The sequence below is a fragment of the Cryobacterium sp. TMT2-42-4 genome (genome assembly GCF_004402645.1).
GTDB classification, from domain to species: Bacteria; Actinomycetota; Actinomycetes; order Actinomycetales; family Microbacteriaceae; genus Cryobacterium; species Cryobacterium sandaracinum.
Window position 1 is genome coordinate 51,191 of the sequence record NZ_SOFT01000019.1, and the last position, 18,083, is coordinate 69,273.

Below are 18,083 nucleotides of genomic sequence, written 5' to 3' on the forward strand. Positions count from 1 at the left end.
TTACGTTCCGACGCCAATTCTTAGGGCATCGTCCGATCTCTGCTGAACCACCACGTGGCGCTTCAGGGTCCGCTGAGAGACAGGGTCTATTTCCATGAACGAGTACCGTCTGACCGTGAATGGCGACCGTTACGTTGTCGACACCGACGATGACCTGGCAGCATGGAAAACCTCCGTGGCCGACGCGGTACAGCGCGGTGGCGGATTCATCAATGTGATCAATTCCGCCGGGTTCTTGACTACGCTTCTGATCACCCCGAACTCGACCGTCACCCTGCAACGAGTCCGCTCCCAACGACCGGAACCGTGGACGCAGCTTCTCGCCGAGGAGGCCTTCACCTACGAGGACTTCTAGCTACCCGACCTGGTATCTCCTGCTGTGGACCTGCTGGTCGCGCGGCAACCTGTCCCCGGCAAGTCGAACGCGCTGATCTCAGCACGGACCCACGTGACCACGCCCTATCTGATCACGGTCGACGCGGACACGCTGCTGCATCGGAAGACCCGGCGCCAGTGATCTCCCGGCTTCGATCCGCCCCGGCAGACGCTGCGCCGTTCACGGAGGTGCCGGCGACCATCCCTCGGAATCGGCGCTTGTTCCAGAGCCGCCGGGTCTTCGGTCCTCTCGGCCTGGTAGTGCGGCGCATCGGTTCGGCTACCTGGCCTAGCTGCTCGGATACCCGGTGCCGTGCTCCTACGCGTCACTGGTCGGCGATATGCAGTTCCTTGCCTGGCCGCCCGCCGCTGGAAGTAGTCGCTCTCAGCCCCAGCGCGCTCAGCCCTCTGCGGGAATCAGGTAGCGGTGGCGCACGTGCCGGCGGCTGGGGTCGGCCTGCCAGAATTCGACCTCGACCGGGCGCAGGGCATACAGCTGCCAGGTGGGGTTCTCTGATCCGTCGGCGCCGGGCCGTTCGGACCAGTCGGCCGCCGAGGCATCCGTCGACAACTCGGTGACCGGGCCGACCACGCGCACCTGGCGGCCCAGCGCCGACCAGAAGAAATTCATCGCGGCCAACGGATGCTCCGTCAGCTCCCGGCCCTTGCGCGACGCCCGCGAGGTGGCGAAGTGCCAGCCCTCGGCGTCGAGATTCTTGAGGATGAGCATGCGCGACGACGGCATGCCCTCGGCGCCGACGGTCGCCAGGCTGAAGGCGTGCGGCTGGGAAACCCCGGCCGCGAGGGCCTCATCAAGCCAGGACCGGAACAGTACAGCCGGGTCGAGTGGAGCCGACGCCGGGTCGAAAATCGGTAGATCGACGGGGAAATCCGGCAGGGAACGCAGCATGCTGCGGAATGATTCGCTCACCCACCGAGCCTACTGCGCCGGCTGTCAGCGTTCAGAGAGTGCCGCTAGCGTTGGAAGCAGACAAGAGGAGCGAGATGACGGTACTCATTGCAGGATGCGGGGACCTCGGCACGGAGGTGGGCCTGCGTTTCGCGGCGCTCGGGCACCGGGTGGTGGGGTTGCGCCGCAACGCGGCCGTTCTCCCCGCCAGTATTGAGGGCCAGTCCGTCGACCTCAGCGCGCACCAGCCGGTCGTGCCGGCTGACACCGAGATCGTGATCGTGACGATCGCCGCGGGCGACCCCAGCCCCGCGGTCTACCGGGCGGCCTACGTCGACGGTCTGCAGAACCTCCTCGACGCGCTCGACGAGGCCGGCGTCACGCCCCACCGCGTGCTGCTGGTGTCGTCGACCGCCGTCTACGACGTGTCCGACGAGAGCTGGGTCGACGAGCAGACGCCCGCCAACCCGAGGCCGGGCACCGACGCCATTCTGCTCGAGGCCGAACAGATGCTGCACGCCCGCATCCCCGCGGCCGTCGTCTTCCGCCTGTCGGGCATCTACGGCCCCGGCCGGGAGCGCCTGATCACCCAGGTGCGGAGCGGCCGCACCACCGCGTCGGCCTCGGCCCGCCACACGAACCGCATCCACCGGGATGATGCCGCGGCCGCGATCGTGCACCTGATGCTGCGGGAGGAAGCACTGGCGCCCCTCTATCTCGGCGTCGACAGCGCACCGGTGCGCGGCGGTGAGGTGCTGGCGTTCCTTGCCGAGGAGCTTGGACTGCCGGCCCCTATGCCCGAGGCACCCGGCGCTCCCGGCGCAACGACGGCCGCGCCCACTCGGCCCGTCCCGCGGGACAGCCAGCGCGGAGGCGACAAACGCCTTCGCAACCAACTGCTGCTGGGCACGGGTTTCACGTTCAGCTATCCGACCTACCGCGAGGGCTACCGGGCCGTGCTGGCCGGCCGGGGCATCCGTCACCCGTAGCTTGACCGGGTTCAGTGTGAACCAATTCGACGGAGATTTTCGTTTAGAACGGCCTTTTCGTGGGCTCACGGCCGATCTGACCAAAATCTCCGTCGAATTCGTTCAGGAACGAGGCGCCGCGGAACGAGGCGTCTAGAACGAGACGCCGCAGACCAGCGCCGCGTTCGCGAACGGCGTCGCCTCCCCCGAACGGATGAAGAGCTTCGCCGAGGCCGACAGGTCCTTCAACTCGGCGTGGCTGATGTATTCGATCGCGTCGAACCGGTCGGCCAGCCAGGCCCCGGCAGGGGCGGTTTTCGCCTCCTCCGCGACCACGCAGCGCTGGAACACCATCTCCTCGAGCAGGGCATCGAGAACCTGCTCGAAGCGCGGCACACCATGCACGAGCGCCAGGTCGATCACGGGAACGCCGGCCGGGATCGGCATGCCGCAGTCCGCGAGGAGAACGACATCCGTGTGCCCGAGGCGGGCCAGGGCGCCGGAGAGGTCGGCGTTCAGGATGCCGCGGCGCTTCATGCGCGCACCAGCGGCAGCTCGTCGGCCAGGGACGGATACGACGTCTGCGTGCCGCGCGACTGCACCGCGAAGGCACCCACGCGCACGGCCCGCCGCACGGACTCGGACAGGCTCGACCCGGCCGCGAGCTGCGCGCTGAGGGCGCCGACGAATGCGTCGCCGGCGCCCGAGCTGTCCACGGCAACGACCCGTGGCGACGCCAGACTGTGGGTGCCGTCCCGGTCGGCGCAGATCGCGCCCTTCGCACCGCGGGTGAGCACGACCGAGGGAACGCCCCAGTCGAGGAGCCGGGCGACGAGCTCGGCGTCCTCGGTGGGGATGACCATTTTCGGGGCGAGCTGCGCGAGCACGAGGGCAGCCTCGTGCTCGTTGACGACCAGCGGGTCGGCCCGACGGATGCTCGCGGCATCCAGTTCGATCACGGGCGCCAGGTTCAGCACCACCCGGCCGGTGGCCAGCCGCATTGCCGCCATGATGCCCGCCGCGGGGATCTCACCCTGGAGCACCACCACGGCGGCCTCCGCGATGACGGTCGCGCTGGCTTCGACGGCCTCCGCGCCCAGCAGTGCGTTGGCGCCGGGGATGATCACGATGGTGTTTTCGCCGTCGGCGGCAACGGTGACGAGTGCCAGGCCGGTCGGGCCGTCCACCGCGCGCACATTCGACAGGTCCACTCCGGAGCGGGTCAGGATCGCGGTGGCGACCTCGGCCTGCGGGTCCCGGCCCACGAGGCCGACCATGCGCACCGTGGCGCCCAGTTGGGCTGCCGCGACGGCCTGGTTGGCGCCTTTCCCTCCGGGGAGGAACTCCATCGACGTTCCGATGAGGGTCTCACCGGGCAGCGGGTGGCGTTCGATGGTGATCAGCTGGTCGACGTTGATCGACCCGACGACGACGACCGTGCTGGTGGAGTTGCTCACTTGGTGAAGTCGCCGACATTCGTCTTCGTGACGGAGACGACCTCGACCGGGACGGTCTTCTCGATCGTGTCGCCGGCGATGGCCTTGATGGCGAGTTCAACGGCGAGCTTGCCGAGTTCGGCCGGCTGCTGCGCGATGGTGGCGACCAGGGTGCCGGCCTCGATGGCGGCGAGTCCGTCGGCTGTGCCGTCGAAGCCGACGACCGCGACCTCGGTGCCGGCACGCGAGCCGAGCGCCTGGATGGCGCCGAGGGCCATTTCGTCGTTCTCGGCGAAGAGGCCGGTCGCGCCGGGGTTGGCCTGCAGCAGGTTGGTGGTCACGTCGAGCGCGGCGGCGCGGTCGAAGTTGGCGGTCTGCTTGGCGACCACGGTGATGTTCGGGTAGGCCTTGATGCCCTCTTCGAAGCCCTGGCCGCGGTCGCGGCTGGCCGAGGTGCCGGAGACACCCTGCAGATGGATGACGCTGCCCTTTTCGCCCATGGCCTTGGCGAGGGCGTCGGCGGCCTGACGGCCTCCGGCCACGTTGTCGCTCGCGACGAGCGAGTTCAGGTCGGCGCCGTTGACGGTGCGGTCGACCCCGATGACGGGGATGTCGGCGCTGAGCAGCTCGTTCACGGAGGAGGAGGAAGCGTCGGAGTCGACCGGGTTCACGATGACGGCCTTGGTGCCGCCCGAGGCGGCGGTGGCGAGCTGGTTGGCCTGCGTGGCCGAGTCGTTCTGCGCGTCGACGATGTTCAGCTGCACGCCGGCTTCGTCGGCGGCAGCCTGGGCGCCGTCCCGCAGTTCCACGAAGAACGGGTTGTTCAGGGTGGAGAGGGCCATCACGATCTTCGTGCCGGACGCCTCGTCCCCGCCGCCGCGGCCGCAGGCCGTGGTGCCCACCAGGATCAGGGCGGCGGTGGCGGTCAGTGCCGCGATTTTGCGAAATGAGGAGGACTTCATTGTGTATTCCTTTGGGGTGTTGATGGATGGGGTGAGAGGTGACGGGTAACGGATGCCGGGCGTCGGCCAGGTCAGCTGCTACGGGTCTTGCGGCGTAGCACGTCCACGCCCACGGCGAGGGCGATCACGAGGCCGATCACGACTTGCTGCCAGAACGACGTCACGTTGAGCAGGTTCAGGCCGTTGCGGATGACGACGAGCACGAGGGCGCCGACGAAGGTGCCCGAGATTTTGCCGAGGCCGCCGGCGAGCGAGGCGCCGCCGATCACGACGGCCGCGATGGCGTCGAGTTCGTAGCCGGCCGCGGCCTGCGGCTGCGCGGAGTCGAGGCGCCCGGCGAGCAACAGCCCGGCGAGGGCGGCGAAAAGTCCGGCCAGGGCGAAGACGGTGACGAGGATGCGCTTGACCGGCAGTCCCGACAGCCGGGCGGCTTCGGCGTTGCCGCCGACCGCGTACATCGAGCGGCCGATCACGGTGCGGTTGAGCAGGAAGGAAGCGACCAGGGCGGCGAGCACGAGGATGATGATCGGCATCGGCAGCGGACCCAGGTTGCCGCCGAGGAAGGAGACCTCGGCCGGCATCTTGATCGGGCGGCCGTCGGAGATGACCAGGGTCAGCCCGCGGGCCACGCTGAGCATGGCGAGCGTGGCAATGAAGGAGGGCAGTTTGCCGTAGGCGTTGGCCAGACCGTTGATGGTGCCGGCCAGGGCCCCGATGAAGAGGCCACCGAGGAGGGCGATCCAGCCGGGGAGGCCGGCGCTGGCGAACATCCAGCCCGACGACATGGCCGACAGGGCCGCCACGGCACCCACCGAGAGGTCGATCCCGCCGGCCACGATGACGAAGGTCATCCCGAAGGCCAGCACGGCCACCGTGGATACCTGGATGCCGATGTTGAGCAGGTTCTGCGCGGTCAGGAAGTCGGGAGTAGCGATGAACAGGGCGAGGCAGAGAACGACGAGGCCGACGAGGGCGCCGTTGTTGGCGAGGAATTTCTTGTAGTCGAAGCTGCGGTGCTTCGCCGGCACGGTTGTGGTGGACATGGCGTGGTTCCCTATCTCTGTTCGTGATTCTCGTCGACATCGCGGGCGGCGAGTGTCATGACTGCGTCTTGGGCGGCCTCGGCGGCGCTGAGCTCGCCGGCGATCCGGCCGTCGCGCATCACGAGGATGCGGTCGCTCATGCCGAGGATCTCCGGCAGCTCGCTGGAGACCATCAGAATCGCTCCCCCGGCCGCCGTGATCGCGTTCATCAGTTCGTAGATCTCGACCTTGGCCCCCACATCGACGCCGCGGGTGGGCTCGTCGAGCAGCAGCACCGTGGAGGCGGCGATGATCCAGCGGCCGAACACGGCCTTCTGCTGGTTGCCTCCGGAGAGTGCGCCGATCGGCTGGTCGATGGTGTGCATTCGGATGCGAAGTTTCTTCGCCACGTCGCCGGCCCGGCGGCGCTGGCCGGCGAAGTCGACCAGGCCGAGCTTCGCGGTGGCGGCGAGCGTGGCGTAGCCGAGGTTGTCGTTGACGGATGCGTCGAGCACCAGCCCCTGCCCCTTGCGGTCTTCGGGCACGTGCCCGATGCCCGCGGCGATTGCCGCCGGGATACTGCCGTTCGGCAGCTGCCGGCCGCGCACGGCGACCGTGCCGGAGGTGTACCGGTCGGCGCCGGCGATCGCCCGGATCAGTTCGGTGCGTCCGGCGCCGACCAGGCCGGCGATGCCGAGCACCTCGCCGGCCTTCACGGTGAAGCTGATATCGCTGAACGAGCCGGTCGAGGTGAGGTTCTCGACCGTCAGGATCTCGGGTGCCTGGCTGACGTCGCCGGTCACCCGCGGGAACTGGTCTTCGATGTTGCGGCCGACCATCAGCTTCACGAGGTCGTCTTCGGGGGTGGAGGCCGGCACCTCGGCGATGAACTCGCCGTCGCGCAGCACGGTGACGGTATCGCCGACCTCGGCGATCTCGTCGAGGTGGTGGCTGATGAACAGCATGCCCACCCCACGGCGGCGCAGGTCGGTCATCACGGCGAACAGGCTCTCGGTCTCGTGGCGGGTCAGCGCCGCGGTGGGCTCGTCCAGGATCAGGATGCGGGCGTTGATGCTCAGCGCCTTGGCGATCTCGACCAGCTGCTGCCGGGCGATGCCGAGGTCGCCGACCAGGGTGTCCACGTCGACGTCGAGGCCGATCAGGGCGAGGGCGGCACGCGCCCGATTGCGCAGGGCGCTGCGGTCGACCAGGCCGTGCTTGGTGGGCATCCGCCCCAGCATCACGTTCTCGGCGATGCTCATGGTGGGAACGAGGTTCAGTTCCTGGTGGATCGTGGCGATGCCGAGTTCCTCGGCCGCGCGGGTGGTGGGCAGGGTGACTGTCTGCCCGTCCACCACGATGTGACCGGCGTCCGGCTGGTACACCCCCGCCATCATCTTGATCAGGGTGGACTTGCCGGCGCCGTTCTCGCCCAGCAGTACCTGCACCTTGCCGGCGTAGACGCTGACGGTGACGTCTTTGATGACCGTCACCGGTCCGAAGGTCTTGCCCACGTTCTGCAGGGTGACCAGTGGTTGTTGACTCATGTCAGTTCTTCCTCGGGCTCGGCCCGGATGCGGGTGAAACGGCTGCGGGTGAATCGGGCATGCCTGAGATGGGCGCCGAGGACGACGCCCGGATGATCAGTTCGCTGGGCAGCACCACCGATCCGGGGGTGCCTCCGCCAATGACCTCGAGCAGCATCTTCACGGCGATCCGGCCCATGTCCTCGACACTGTGTGAGATGACGCTGAGCGCCGGGTCGAGCAGGGCGAACCACTCGATGTCGTCGAACGCGATCAGGGCCACGTCCCGGCCGATGCGCAGCCCGCGCTTGTGAAGAATGGCGATCGCGCCCACGGCCATCGGGCTGTCGGCGGCGAGCAGGGCGGTGGGCGGCTGGCGCAGTTCGAGCAGCGCGTGCACGCCGGCCGAGCCACTGGCGGCCTGGAAGTCGCCGAAGTAGACCAGCTCGGGGTCCTGGCTGAGGCCGAACTCGGCCACCGCCCGGGTGAAGGCGGCGAACCGGTCCCGGCCTGTCGAGGTGGCCTGTGGGCCCGAGATGTAGCCGATGCGGGTGTGGCCGGCCGCGGCCAGGTGTGCCACAGCCTGGCGGATGCCGGTTTCGCTGTCCGTGGTCACGCTCGGCACATCGAGGCCCTCCACGGTGCGGTCCACGAAGACGGTCGGGATCTTGCGTTCGATCAGCGAACGGATGCTGCCGCTGCCGTCCCCGAGCGGTGCCACGACGATGCCGTCCACTCGCCTGGAGATCAGGGTGTCCAGGTACCGGTCCTGCTGTTCTTTGCGCTCGTTCGCGTTGCCGAGCAGCGTGACGTAGCCGGCAGCCAGGGCGGCCTGTTCGACCGTGTGGGCGAGGTCGGCGAAGAAGGGGTTGCGCACATCCGACACCAGCAGGCCGATGGACTCGGTGTGGGTGCTGCGCAGGGCCCGCGCCTGGGCGTTGGGCCGGTAGTCGAGCTGGGCGGCCGCCGCCGCTACGCCGGCGCGGGCCTCGGGCGACGTGGCCGGACTGCCGGAGAGAACCCGGGAGGCCGTGGCCACGGACACGCCGGCCAGGGCGGCGACATCCTTGATCGTGATGGCAACCATGTTCACCTCTTCGTGTTCGTGCGGGTACCGATGTAGTCGTGGAATCGTTTCCATGGAAACGATTCCATACTAGGTCCCTGCGTGGGCCGCTGTCAACGAGCCCGGAGAAACAGTGCAGCGAAGTAGCATGCCCGGTACGGCGCGGAGGAGACCATGGAGATTCAGCGAGATACCTACAGAGACGGCACCCTTCTGGGTCTGCTAGAACTCGGACGGATCCATCCAAAAGTCACAGACCTGCCGGTAGCGGACCTGTCGGCGGGGCGACCCGCGTCAGTCCTGGGCCTGGGCCTGTCTGCGCCTCGAAGTCGCGGCCCCGTCGGCGGTCAAGCCCGTCGAGAACCGGCGAGTCAGTCATCAGGGTTCCCGTGCCACACCGCACCTCCCGGCACGCGTTCGGTAAAGCGGGCGCACGTGAGAGGATCCGCCGTCGTCCCCAACCTGCGCCACGGCACCGAACGTTGCTGCCGGGCAGGCCGCCGGCTCAGCGCTGACTCGGTGGCGCCGCGCGGCCAAACAGCCGTGCTGCTGAACAAAGATACGAAACTGCTATCCACAAAAGGTGAGTGACACTCGCCTACGTGTGCTCCTTAAAGTATCCTCATAACATGACGAACCTCGCGGATGACCTCAGGCAGGCGGCCGACGCCGTCGCCCTGCTGGGCTCCTCGAGCGCCGACCTCGCGGCTCTTCCCGACGCCGAGGCTTTGGCCGGCCAGAAGCGGATCGCCCGCGCGCGCCGCCTGCTCGACACCTATGCCGCGTTGATGGCCGCAACCATCGCCCGCCGGTCCCGCCCGGAACTCGGCCACTCGGGGCTGGCCGCGCAGCAGGGGTTCCTCTCGCCCGAGGCCCTGATCCAGAACTGGACCGGCTCATCCAAAGGTGACGCGTACAAGCTGGTCGCGGTCGGCACGATGATGGCCGACACCGAGGCGGCCGACAAGCTGGTCGAAGAGGCGCTCTCGACGCTCTCGACGCCCGACGCCGACGCCGACGCCGACGCCGATGCTGTCGACGTCGCGGCGTTCGCCGCGAAGGTGCCCTGGCAGGCGCCGATCGCCCGGGCCGTCACCGCCGGCACGCTCTCGGTTGACGCGGCCGAGGCGATCCGGGCCGGGCTCGGCCAGATCGACGCGGCAGTTACCGCGGAGAAGCTCCGGGTGGCCCTCGCGGCGCTCCTCACCGAGGCACCGTCACTGAATGCCGACGAGGTTTTTAAACGGGCGAGACGGATGCGCGACCGGCTCGATCAGGCCGGCATCGCCGCCCGGGAGAAGCAGGCCCACGACGACCGCTACCTGAAGGTCTACCGGCTGAGCAACGGCAACGTGCGCCTGAACGGGCTCTTCGCCCCCGAAGACGGCGAGTTCGTGCTCTCCACCTTCGACTCCATCACCAGCCCCCGCCGCGGCGGAGTGCGGTTCGTCGACCCGGAACGCGCCGCCTGGGCCTAAAAAATGCAGGACGACCCGCGCAGCACCGAGCAGATCAACGCGGACTCCCTCGTGCAACTGCTGACGATCGCCGGCGAAGCCGACCCCGGCCGGGTCTTCGGCGGACGCCGCCCGGCGGTGCGCGTGATCGTGACCGAGAAAGCCCTCACAGCCGAACCCGGCGAGCCGGGTGCCGCCGAACCCGCCGCTCACGGGCAGATCGAAGGCAACCCGGTCCCCATCTCGCAGGAAACCATCGACCGGTTGCTCTGCGACACCGGCACCCGCGGCATCAAGTTCGACGACATCGGCCAAATCATCAACGTCGGCCGTGACGAACGACTCTTCACCGAGAAACAACGCGCCGCGATGGGAGTGCGCGACGGCGGATGCCGGTGGGTCGACTGCGACAGATCACCGGCCTGGAGCGAAGCCCACCACATCAACGAATGGCTCACAGACAGCGGAGACACCAACCTCGCCGACGGAGTACTGCTCTGCCACCCGCACCACATACTGCTACACAACCAGCACTGGAAGATCACCCGTACCGGAACGCAATACTGGCTCCGGCCACCGGTGGAGAACGACCCGGAACAGACACTGATCGCACTGCCGAGCAAGCGGGTGGGGCTGTAGGGCGTGGCTCTCGTCCCGGGTCTTGACAGGCTCGAACAGCGTCGTGGGAACCTCGGGAGGGCGGGTCGCCGCGTCTCGACAGGCTCGACCACCGGGGCTCGATTCAGGGGCGGCCGGTGAACTCGTCCATGGAGCCGTAGACGCCGAAGACGCGGCCGGCCACCACGTCCCAGAGGGGCAAAGGCAGCACTCCGCGGACAACCTTTGAGAGCTCGACCGTCCACGGCATGGTGAGCATGGGCTTGCCCGCGAGCATCGCCCGCCAAACCCGCTCGACCACATATTCCGGCGTCATGACGGGCGTCAGCAGCGGACCGCGGGCACCCTCGAACATCCCTGTCGAGATGTAGCTGGGGCAGACGGTCGTGACCTTGACGTGCCCGAACCGTTGTTGCTTGAGCTCCAGACGCAGCGAGTCACCCCACCCGATCAGGGCCGCCTTCGACGCCGCATAGACGCTCATCCGGGGGTTCGAGAGCATCCCGGCCGCCGACGCGATGTTCACGATGCGCGACGCACGACCGCGATTCGCCATCATCGCCGGAAGGAACTCCCGGGCGATGTACATCGGGGCGAGCGCGTTGATCTGCATGGTCGGCCGCGTGTCCGCGCCGTTGTCGTGCTCCCAGAAGAAGGCTCCGCGCACGATGCCGGCATTGTTGATCACGATGTCCGGGTCGCCGACCTCCGTGCGCACCCGCTGGGCGGTCTGAGCGATCGCGCCGAGGTCGGCGATGTCCACGACATACGGGACAATGAGCGTGCCCTCGCCGGCCCGATCGCCGAGGATGCCGACCACACGGGTCAGCGCCCCGGCGTCCCGGTCCCAGAGGATCACGGCCTTCGCGCCCTCGGCGACGGCCCGCTCGGCATAGAGGCGGCCCATGCCGCTGGCGGCACCGGTAATGAGCACACGGGCTCCGGAAACGGTTCGAGTCATGGCCCCATCATCCCAAGAAGAAGCGCCGCGTGTTACGTCGGGTTGCGGCCGGCCCAGCAGCATCCGTCTGCCCTCGGCTAACGTCAAGCAACTCTTCCCCTCCCGCGACCGAAAGCCGCCCATGCCGCACCGCGCCGCATCACACGAGACGTCCGCCGATCCGGCGTCCGTGCGCGGCGCGGCGTCCAGAACCATGGCCAGAACCACGACCACGACCACGACCGGAAACTCGGCCTTCACGGTCGAGTTCGAGGCGATCGGCCGCACGTTCGCCCCCGCCACGACCCGCGGGGCCACCGCCCTACCCCCGGTGCTCCGCGACGTTTCCCTCACGGTGGGGCCCGGCGAGGTGCTGGCGATCCTGGGCACGAGCGGATGCGGCAAGTCCACTTTGCTCCGCATCGCGGGCGGCCTCGACTCCCCGACCACCGGCCAGGTGAGAATCGACGGCTCGCCCGTCGCCGGCATCGACCCACGCTGCGCGGTCGGATTTCAGGAGCCGCGCCTGCTGCCCTGGCGCACCGTCACCGAGAACGTCGCACTGGGACTGCCCCGCGGCACCCCGCGGGCCGCCGCCCGCGCCCGCGTCGCCGAGCTGATCGAGCTGGTCGGTCTGGCCGCGTTCGCCGGCCACCGCCCCCAGGCCATCTCCGGTGGGATGGCCCAGCGTGCCTCCCTCGCCCGGGCGTTGGCCCGCAACCCGGGCGTTCTACTGCTCGACGAACCGTTCGGTGCTCTCGACGCGCTCACCCGCCTGAAGATGCAGGACCTTCTGCTCGACGTGCACGCCCAGGCGCCGACGACGGTCCTCCTGGTCACGCACGATGTCGACGAGGCGCTGCAATTGGCCGACCGGATCATCCTGCTCGGCCGGTCCGGCAACGACACCCGCGCCGGCGCGACCATCGTGCAGGAACTCACCGTTCCCGGGGCCCGCCCCCGCGACCGCGGCTCGGCGGAACTCGCCGAACTGCGCGGACGACTGCTCGCCGGGCTCGGCATCGACCGCCACGGCGAGGCACGCGGGCTCGCCGCGACCTCTACCATCCCGGCCTTCCCCTACTGACTTTTCTGCCTCACCACTGCACCGCCGCACTGCTTTCACCACCGCTACCCCACTCCGGGCGCCGCATCCGCTGCCCAATCAACTGAGAGATCCCGATGACACAGCACCGCTCCACCACACGAATCGCGCTCCTTGCCGTCGCAACCGCCGCCGCCCTGCTGCTCACCGGCTGCGTCGCGGGTGAAAACCAGCCGGTCGCCAAGCCGGCCGAGGCCGCCGCAGCGGGTGAGACCACCGTCACCACCGGCGGCACCCTCAACATCGACTTCGCCACCTACAACCCGCTCAGCCTGGTGATCAAGGACCAGGGTTGGCTCGAGGATGCCCTCAGCGACCAGGACATCGCCGTGAACTGGGTGCAGTCGGCCGGCTCCAACAAGGCCAACGAGGCACTGCGCGCCAATGCCATCGACGTGGGTTCCACCGCCGGCTCGGCCGCGCTGCTGTTCCGCTCGAACGGCTCGCCGATCCAGGTCATCGACATCTTCTCGCAGCCCGAGTGGGCGGCCCTCGTCGTTCCCGGCGACTCCGCGATCACCGGCGTCGCCGATCTCAAGGGCAAGCAGATCGCCGCGACCAAGGGCACCGACCCCTACTTCTTCCTGCTCCAGTCCCTGGAGGAGGCCGGGCTCACCCTCGAGGACGTGACCGTGCAGAACCTGCAGCACGCCGACGGCTGGGCTGCCCTCCAGAACGGCTCGGTCGACGCCTGGGCCGGACTCGACCCGATCATGGCCGGTGCCGAGGCTGCCGGCGCGGAGCTGCTCTACCGCAACGTCGACTTCAACAGCTACGGGTTCCTCAACGCCACCGAAAGCTTTCTGACCGAGAAGCCCGATGTGGCCCAGACCGTCGTCGACGTCTACGAGCACGCCCGCGCCTGGGCGCTGGAAAACCCCAACCAGACCGCCGAGATCCTGGCCGGCGTCTCGGGCCTCGACCTCGCCGTGGCCACCACGGTGATCACCGAGCGCTCCAACCTCGACGTGGACAACGTGCCCGGCAAGGCCCAGCTCACGGTGCTGAAAAAGATCGGCCCGACCTTCGTCGCCGCCGGTGACGTGGCAGCGCAGAGCCAGATCGACGCCGCCCTCGACACGATCGTCAATGACAGCTTCGCCACGAAGGCCGACCCGTCGGTCGTCACGGAGTAGTCAGGAAACACCGTAGCGCCGTCCGGGGCGGGCAACCGCCCCGGACACCCGCACCACCAGCACCACCCACCGAGAGGACGCGACCATGACCGAGACTGTGCCCCGCACGCTGCCCCGCACGTCGGCCCGGACCGTGCCCGACGCCACCGCCGCTGCCGCTGCATCCGCTGCATCCGCCACCGCCGCCGGTACGGCGCGTGCGCCGCGCCGGCCGCTCGCCTCGCGCGGCTGGATCGCCCTCGGCGGCGGAGCGGTCTTGCCGGTCCTGATCCTCGCGGCCTGGCAGCTCACCACCGCGCTCGGCGTGTTCACGATGGCCCAACTGCCCTCCCCCGTGATGGTCTGGCAGGCGGGCGTCGACCTGTTCGCGAGCGGGCTGCTCGGCCAATACGCGGCGATCTCCACCCAGCGGGTGCTCATCGGTTTCGCCGTCGGCGCGGCCCTGGGCATCGCCCTGGGAGCCCTGGTCGGTCTGTCCCGGGCCGCCGATGCACTGTTCGCCCCTACCCTCGGCGCCATCCGGGCGGTGCCGTCGCTCGCCTGGGTTCCCCTGCTCATCCTCTGGCTGAAGATCGGCGAGGAGTCCAAGCTCACCCTGATCGCCATCGGCGCCTTCTTCCCCGTTTACACGACCGTGTCGGCGGCGCTGCGGCACGTCGACCGTCAGCTCGTGGAGGCGGGCCGCGCGTTCGGCCTGCACGGGGTGCGACTGTTCACGGCCGTGCAGCTGCCCGCGGTGATCCCCGCCGTGGTCTCCGGGCTGCGGCTGGCTCTGGCCCAGGCCTGGCTGTTCCTCGTGGCCGCCGAGCTGATCGCTTCCTCGATGGGGCTGGGCTTCCTGCTGATCGACTCGCAGAACAACGGCCGCATCGACCGCATCCTGCTCGCGATCATCCTGCTCGCCATCCTCGGCAAGCTGACGGATGCCGCCGTTGGCCTCTTCGAGCGCTGGGCGAACCGCAAATGGGCCTGACGCCGATGCCGGCCCCGCTCGATCCGGCGAGCGCCACCATCCGTAATCTCCTGACCGAAACCCGGCGCTACCCGGCCCCGGCCGCCTTCGCGGCGCAGGCCAACGTCGACGCCACCTGGTGGGACCGGGCCGCCGCCGATCCGATCGCGTTCTGGGCTGAGCAGGCCAACCGCCTCGACTGGGCCGAGCCGTGGCATACCGACCACACCTGGCAGCCGGCCAGGGCGGACGCCGACGGCGTGCTCTCCATTCCCCGCGCCGAGTGGTTCGCGGGCGGCAAGCTCAACGTGGCCGTCAACTGCGTCGACCGGCACGTGGCCGCCGGCAAAGGCGACAAGGTCGCCTTCCACTTCGAGGGAGAGCCCGGCGACCGCCGAACGATCACCTATGCCGAACTCGAACGCGCGGTGAACCGCGCCGCCAACACGCTTACCGACCTCGGCATCGTGCCTGGCGACCGGGTCGTGCTCTACCTGCCGGTGATCCTCGAAACCATCATCATCACCCTCGCCATCGCGCGCCTCGGCGCCGTGCACTCGCTCGTCTTCGGCGGCTTCTCTGCCGAGGCGCTGCGGTTCCGGATCGAGGACACCGGCGCGAAGCTGCTCGTGACCACCGACGGCCAGTTCCGCCGGGGTCAGGCCGTGCCGGTCAAGGCCGCGGCCGACGAGGCCGTCGCGGGCGTGGACTCGATCGAGCACGTGCTCGTGGTGCGCCGCACCGGCGACCTGACCCCCGACATCCCCTTCACGCCGGGCCGGGATGTCTGGTGGCACGACAGCGTCGACCTCGCCTCCCCCGTGCACGAACCCGCGTACTTCGACGCGGAGACCCCGCTGTTCATCATCTACACGTCGGGCACGACGGGTACTCCGAAGGGGCTCGTGCACACCAGCGGCGGGTACCTCACGCACACCTCCTGGAGCCACTGGGCCGTCTTCGACGTCAAGGACGACGACGTGCACTGGTGCACGGCCGACCTGGCCTGGGTCACCGCTCACAGCTATGTGCACTACGGGCCGCTCTCCAACGGCACCACCTCGGTGATCTACGAGGGAACGCCGAATACCCCGCATCCGGGCCGGCACCTCGAGATCATCGAGCGCTACGGGGTGACCACCTATTACACGGCGCCGACACTCATCCGCACGTTGATGACGTGGTTCCCGGAGGGGCTGCCGAGCGAGTTCGACCTGTCCAGCATCCGTCTGCTCGGGTCGGTCGGCGAGGCCATCAACCCGGAGGCCTGGGTGTGGTTCCGCGAGAACATCGGCGCCGGCAGCGCCCCCATTGTGGACACCTGGTGGCAGTCTGAGACCGGCGCCGCCGTGATGGCGCCGCTACCGGGCGTCAGCACGCTCAAGCCCGGATCAGCCCTGCGCGCCCTGCCGGGCCTTACGACCCACATCGTCGACGACCACGGCCGGCCGGTGCCGTTCGGCTCCGGCGGCTACCTCGTGATCGAGGGCACCTGGCCAGGCATGGCCCGCACCGTCTGGGGCGACCCCGAGCGCTACCGCGACTCCTACTGGGCCCGGTTCGCGAAGCAGGGCTTCTTCTTCAGCGGCGACGGCGCGAAATACGACGACGACGGTGACATCTGGCTCCTCGGCCGCGTCGACGACGTCATCAACGTGTCCGGGCACCGCTTGTCGACGATCGAGATAGAGTCGGCGCTCGTCGCACATCCGCTGGTCGGCGAGGCCGGCGTCGTCGGCGTGACGGATGCGAGAACGGGCGAGGCCATCGCGGCCTTCGTGATCCCGGCCGCGGCACCGCACCCCACCAGCGGTTCCGGCGAGTGCGGCAACCTGGGCGACCCCGCGGTCTGGCTGGCCGCCCGGGATACTCTCGAGCCGCTGCTGCGCGCGCACGTCACGCAGGCCATCGGGGTCGTCGCCCGGCCGCAGGAGGTGTTCGTTGTGCCTGACCTGCCCAAGACCCGCTCGGGCAAGATCATGCGCCGCCTCCTCGGCGATATCGTGGCCGGTCGTGCGCTCGGCGACGTGACTGCGCTCCAGGACGACTCGGTTCCGGGCCGCATCGCCGTGATCGTGGCGGCCGCGCGGCAGCGCTGAGCGCACGGTTCCAGCACCTACCCAGCGACGGGTGGAATCGTAAGGACCAACGCCCCAGACCACCGAGCCAGAGGAGCACACCATGGGATTCTTCGACCGCCTCTTCGGAACCGAGCCCCAGCAGCCGGAACAGCAGCGACGCGCGGCCGCACCGCAGCGCACCGACGACGAGATCGCCGTCGATCGCTATCAGTACCTACTGCGCACGGCACCGCCCGAGACGATCGAGCAGGTGCACGCGGAGGCCTTCAGCAAACTGAACGATGAGCAACGCGACCTGCTGTTCCGCCAGCTAAGCGAGAACGCCGACGCCAGCGAGCGCCCGGCGAACGCCGAACCGGCAACACTGGCCCAGGCGGCCACCCGGGCGGAGCTGCGCCAGCCCGGCACCCTCACCCGCGCCTTCGGCAACCAGGGTCAGGGCGGGCAGGGTCAGGGCGGTCAGGGCCAAGGCGGGCCGAGCTTCGGCAGCATGGTCGGCAGCTCCCTGCTCGGCACCGTGGCGGGCTACGTCATCGCGTCGACGCTGATGAGCGCCTTCCTGCCCATGGACTCCGGCGGCGCGGATGCCTCGGGCGACTCGGGCGCTGATTCCGGCGGCGACGCGGGTTCCGGCGGTGACTTCGGCGGCGACTTCGGCTTCTAGGCCGTCCCACTGCCGCGCGTGCGCCCAATCTGCCCCCTTGGCGCCGCCGCAGAGACACATTGAGCGCACGCGCGGCTGGGTTTCACCGGCGGCGGGACTGTAACCTGAGGGGTGTCGGCGGACGACGCCGTGACTCCCGGGCTGCGGCATCCGTCGCCGGGTAGGCGAGATCGAACAGGGCTGGTTACCGTGCGTGAAGCGGGGGTGTTGATCGTGCTGCGGCACGGCGAGAGCACCGCGAACGCCGCCGGGCTGTTCACGGGCGTACTGGATGCGCCGCTGTCGGAGCAGGGAATCCGCGAAGCCTCTGGGGCCACCGCCCTGCTGAACGCGGCACTGCCCCTCGACGTGCCGCGGGTCGACGCGCTGCCCCACCTCGCAGCATCTGTCACCCTGTTCACCTCGACCCTGGCACGCGCCCGGCAGACCGCCGCGATCGTCGCCGCCGGTCTGGCCCGCCCGCCGGTCGGCTGCGACGCCGATTGGCGATTGAACGAACGCAATTACGGCGCGCTGACCGGCCGTTCCAAGGACGATGTGCGCACCGAGGCGCTCAGCGACGTCATCACCCGAGTGGATGCCTTCCTCACCGAGCGCGTCGACCCGCTTCTCGCCCGCGGCGAGACCGTGCTCGTGGTGGCCCACGGCAACTCCCTGCGGGCTCTGTGCGCGGTGATCGACGGCCTGTCCGACGGGCAGATCCGCGACCTGAACCTGCCCACCGGACAGCCGTTGGTCTACCGTTTCGACGCCCGGGGGCGTTCCGTGCCGTTCGGCGGCCGCTACCTCGACTCCGTCACCGCGCTGGCGGCCGCCCTCACCCTCGCGAATGAGGGCGGTACCTGACGATCTCGGGCGCGTGATC

General features: G+C 69.2%; 17 protein-coding genes and 1 pseudogene. 10 read left to right on the forward strand and 8 right to left on the reverse strand.

Translation table 11 applies throughout. The features are described 5' to 3' along the window. Positions 1-94: 94 nt before the first annotated feature. Together E3O18_RS06070 and E3O18_RS16065 are read left to right on the forward strand one after the other, a co-directional pair. The gene (locus E3O18_RS06070; protein WP_134393664.1) at positions 95-355 is read left to right on the forward strand and encodes a hypothetical protein; all 261 of its coding nucleotides are present in this window, start codon (positions 95-97) and stop codon (positions 353-355) included. Positions 356-379: 24 nt separating this feature from the next. Next, positions 380-517 (forward strand): hypothetical protein, encoded by a 138-nt coding sequence (locus tag E3O18_RS16065; RefSeq protein WP_166784544.1) that lies wholly within the window; start codon positions 380-382, stop codon positions 515-517. A 258-nt stretch (positions 518-775) separates the two neighbouring features. Here E3O18_RS16065 and E3O18_RS06075 read toward each other — a convergent pair whose 3' ends face one another. Next, the gene (locus E3O18_RS06075; RefSeq protein WP_134393665.1) at positions 776-1,306 is read right to left on the reverse strand and encodes a pyridoxamine 5'-phosphate oxidase family protein; all 531 of its coding nucleotides are present in this window, start codon (positions 1,304-1,306) and stop codon (positions 776-778) included. Positions 1,307-1,380: 74 nt separating this feature from the next. On the opposite strand from E3O18_RS06075, the gene E3O18_RS06080 reads away from it, so the two are divergent. Next, positions 1,381-2,274: an NAD-dependent epimerase/dehydratase family protein gene (locus E3O18_RS06080; RefSeq protein WP_134417720.1), complete on the forward strand. Its 894-nt coding sequence runs from the start codon at positions 1,381-1,383 to the stop codon at positions 2,272-2,274. 132 nt (positions 2,275-2,406) lie between these two features. Here E3O18_RS06080 and rbsD read toward each other — a convergent pair whose 3' ends face one another. The 6 genes from rbsD to E3O18_RS06110 form a co-directional block, all read right to left on the reverse strand. After that, a complete protein-coding gene (gene rbsD, locus E3O18_RS06085) occupies positions 2,407-2,790 on the reverse strand; it encodes a D-ribose pyranase (RefSeq protein ID WP_134393667.1) in 384 nt (127 codons plus the stop codon). Further along, a complete protein-coding gene (locus E3O18_RS06090) occupies positions 2,787-3,710 on the reverse strand; it encodes a ribokinase (RefSeq protein ID WP_134393668.1) in 924 nt (307 codons plus the stop codon). Before E3O18_RS06090 ends, rbsD begins: the two co-directional genes overlap by 4 nt. Beyond that, entirely contained in the window at positions 3,707-4,651 is a 945-nt protein-coding gene (locus E3O18_RS06095; protein ID WP_134417721.1) for a substrate-binding domain-containing protein, read from the reverse strand. Before E3O18_RS06095 ends, E3O18_RS06090 begins: the two co-directional genes overlap by 4 nt. Before the next feature lie 71 nt (positions 4,652-4,722). Continuing rightward, entirely contained in the window at positions 4,723-5,694 is a 972-nt protein-coding gene (locus tag E3O18_RS06100; RefSeq protein ID WP_134417722.1) for an ABC transporter permease, read from the reverse strand. 11 nt (positions 5,695-5,705) lie between these two features. Further along, positions 5,706-7,220 (reverse strand): sugar ABC transporter ATP-binding protein, encoded by a 1,515-nt coding sequence (locus E3O18_RS06105; RefSeq protein ID WP_134393671.1) that lies wholly within the window; start codon positions 7,218-7,220, stop codon positions 5,706-5,708. A 1-nt stretch (position 7,221) separates the two neighbouring features. Next, positions 7,222-8,286 carry a LacI family DNA-binding transcriptional regulator gene (locus E3O18_RS06110; protein WP_134393672.1) on the reverse strand — a complete coding sequence of 355 codons (1,065 nt, stop codon included), beginning with the start codon at positions 8,284-8,286 and terminating at the stop codon, positions 7,222-7,224. 608 nt (positions 8,287-8,894) lie between these two features. Between E3O18_RS06110 and E3O18_RS16480 the strand changes: the two are divergent. Next, positions 8,895-10,361 (forward strand): annotated as a pseudogene (locus E3O18_RS16480) (DUF222 domain-containing protein). Between the two features lie 103 nt (positions 10,362-10,464). Here E3O18_RS16480 and E3O18_RS06125 read toward each other — a convergent pair. After that, entirely contained in the window at positions 10,465-11,301 is an 837-nt protein-coding gene (locus E3O18_RS06125; protein ID WP_134393675.1) for an SDR family NAD(P)-dependent oxidoreductase, read from the reverse strand. A 193-nt stretch (positions 11,302-11,494) separates the two neighbouring features. On the opposite strand from E3O18_RS06125, the gene E3O18_RS06130 reads away from it, so the two are divergent. The 6 genes from E3O18_RS06130 (at position 11,495) to E3O18_RS06155 (ending at position 18,064) form a co-directional block, all read left to right on the forward strand. Next, on the forward strand, positions 11,495-12,367 hold the full coding sequence (locus E3O18_RS06130; protein ID WP_198410559.1) for an ABC transporter ATP-binding protein: 873 nt from the start codon (positions 11,495-11,497) through the stop codon (positions 12,365-12,367). 95 nt (positions 12,368-12,462) lie between these two features. Continuing rightward, positions 12,463-13,521, forward strand: coding sequence for an aliphatic sulfonate ABC transporter substrate-binding protein (locus E3O18_RS06135; RefSeq protein WP_134393677.1), 1,059 nt, complete (start codon positions 12,463-12,465; stop codon positions 13,519-13,521). Between the two features lie 85 nt (positions 13,522-13,606). Further along, entirely contained in the window at positions 13,607-14,494 is an 888-nt protein-coding gene (locus tag E3O18_RS06140; RefSeq protein ID WP_134393678.1) for an ABC transporter permease, read from the forward strand. Then, positions 14,485-16,572 (forward strand): acetate--CoA ligase, encoded by a 2,088-nt coding sequence (gene acs, locus E3O18_RS06145; RefSeq protein ID WP_241976501.1) that lies wholly within the window; start codon positions 14,485-14,487, stop codon positions 16,570-16,572. The genes E3O18_RS06140 and acs overlap by 10 nt, the downstream gene beginning before the upstream one ends. Before the next feature lie 82 nt (positions 16,573-16,654). Next, the gene (locus E3O18_RS06150; protein WP_134393679.1) at positions 16,655-17,218 is read left to right on the forward strand and encodes a hypothetical protein; all 564 of its coding nucleotides are present in this window, start codon (positions 16,655-16,657) and stop codon (positions 17,216-17,218) included. Between the two features lie 189 nt (positions 17,219-17,407). Next, positions 17,408-18,064 (forward strand): histidine phosphatase family protein, encoded by a 657-nt coding sequence (locus E3O18_RS06155; RefSeq protein ID WP_134417723.1) that lies wholly within the window; start codon positions 17,408-17,410, stop codon positions 18,062-18,064. The last annotated feature ends 19 nt before the right edge of the window (positions 18,065-18,083 follow it).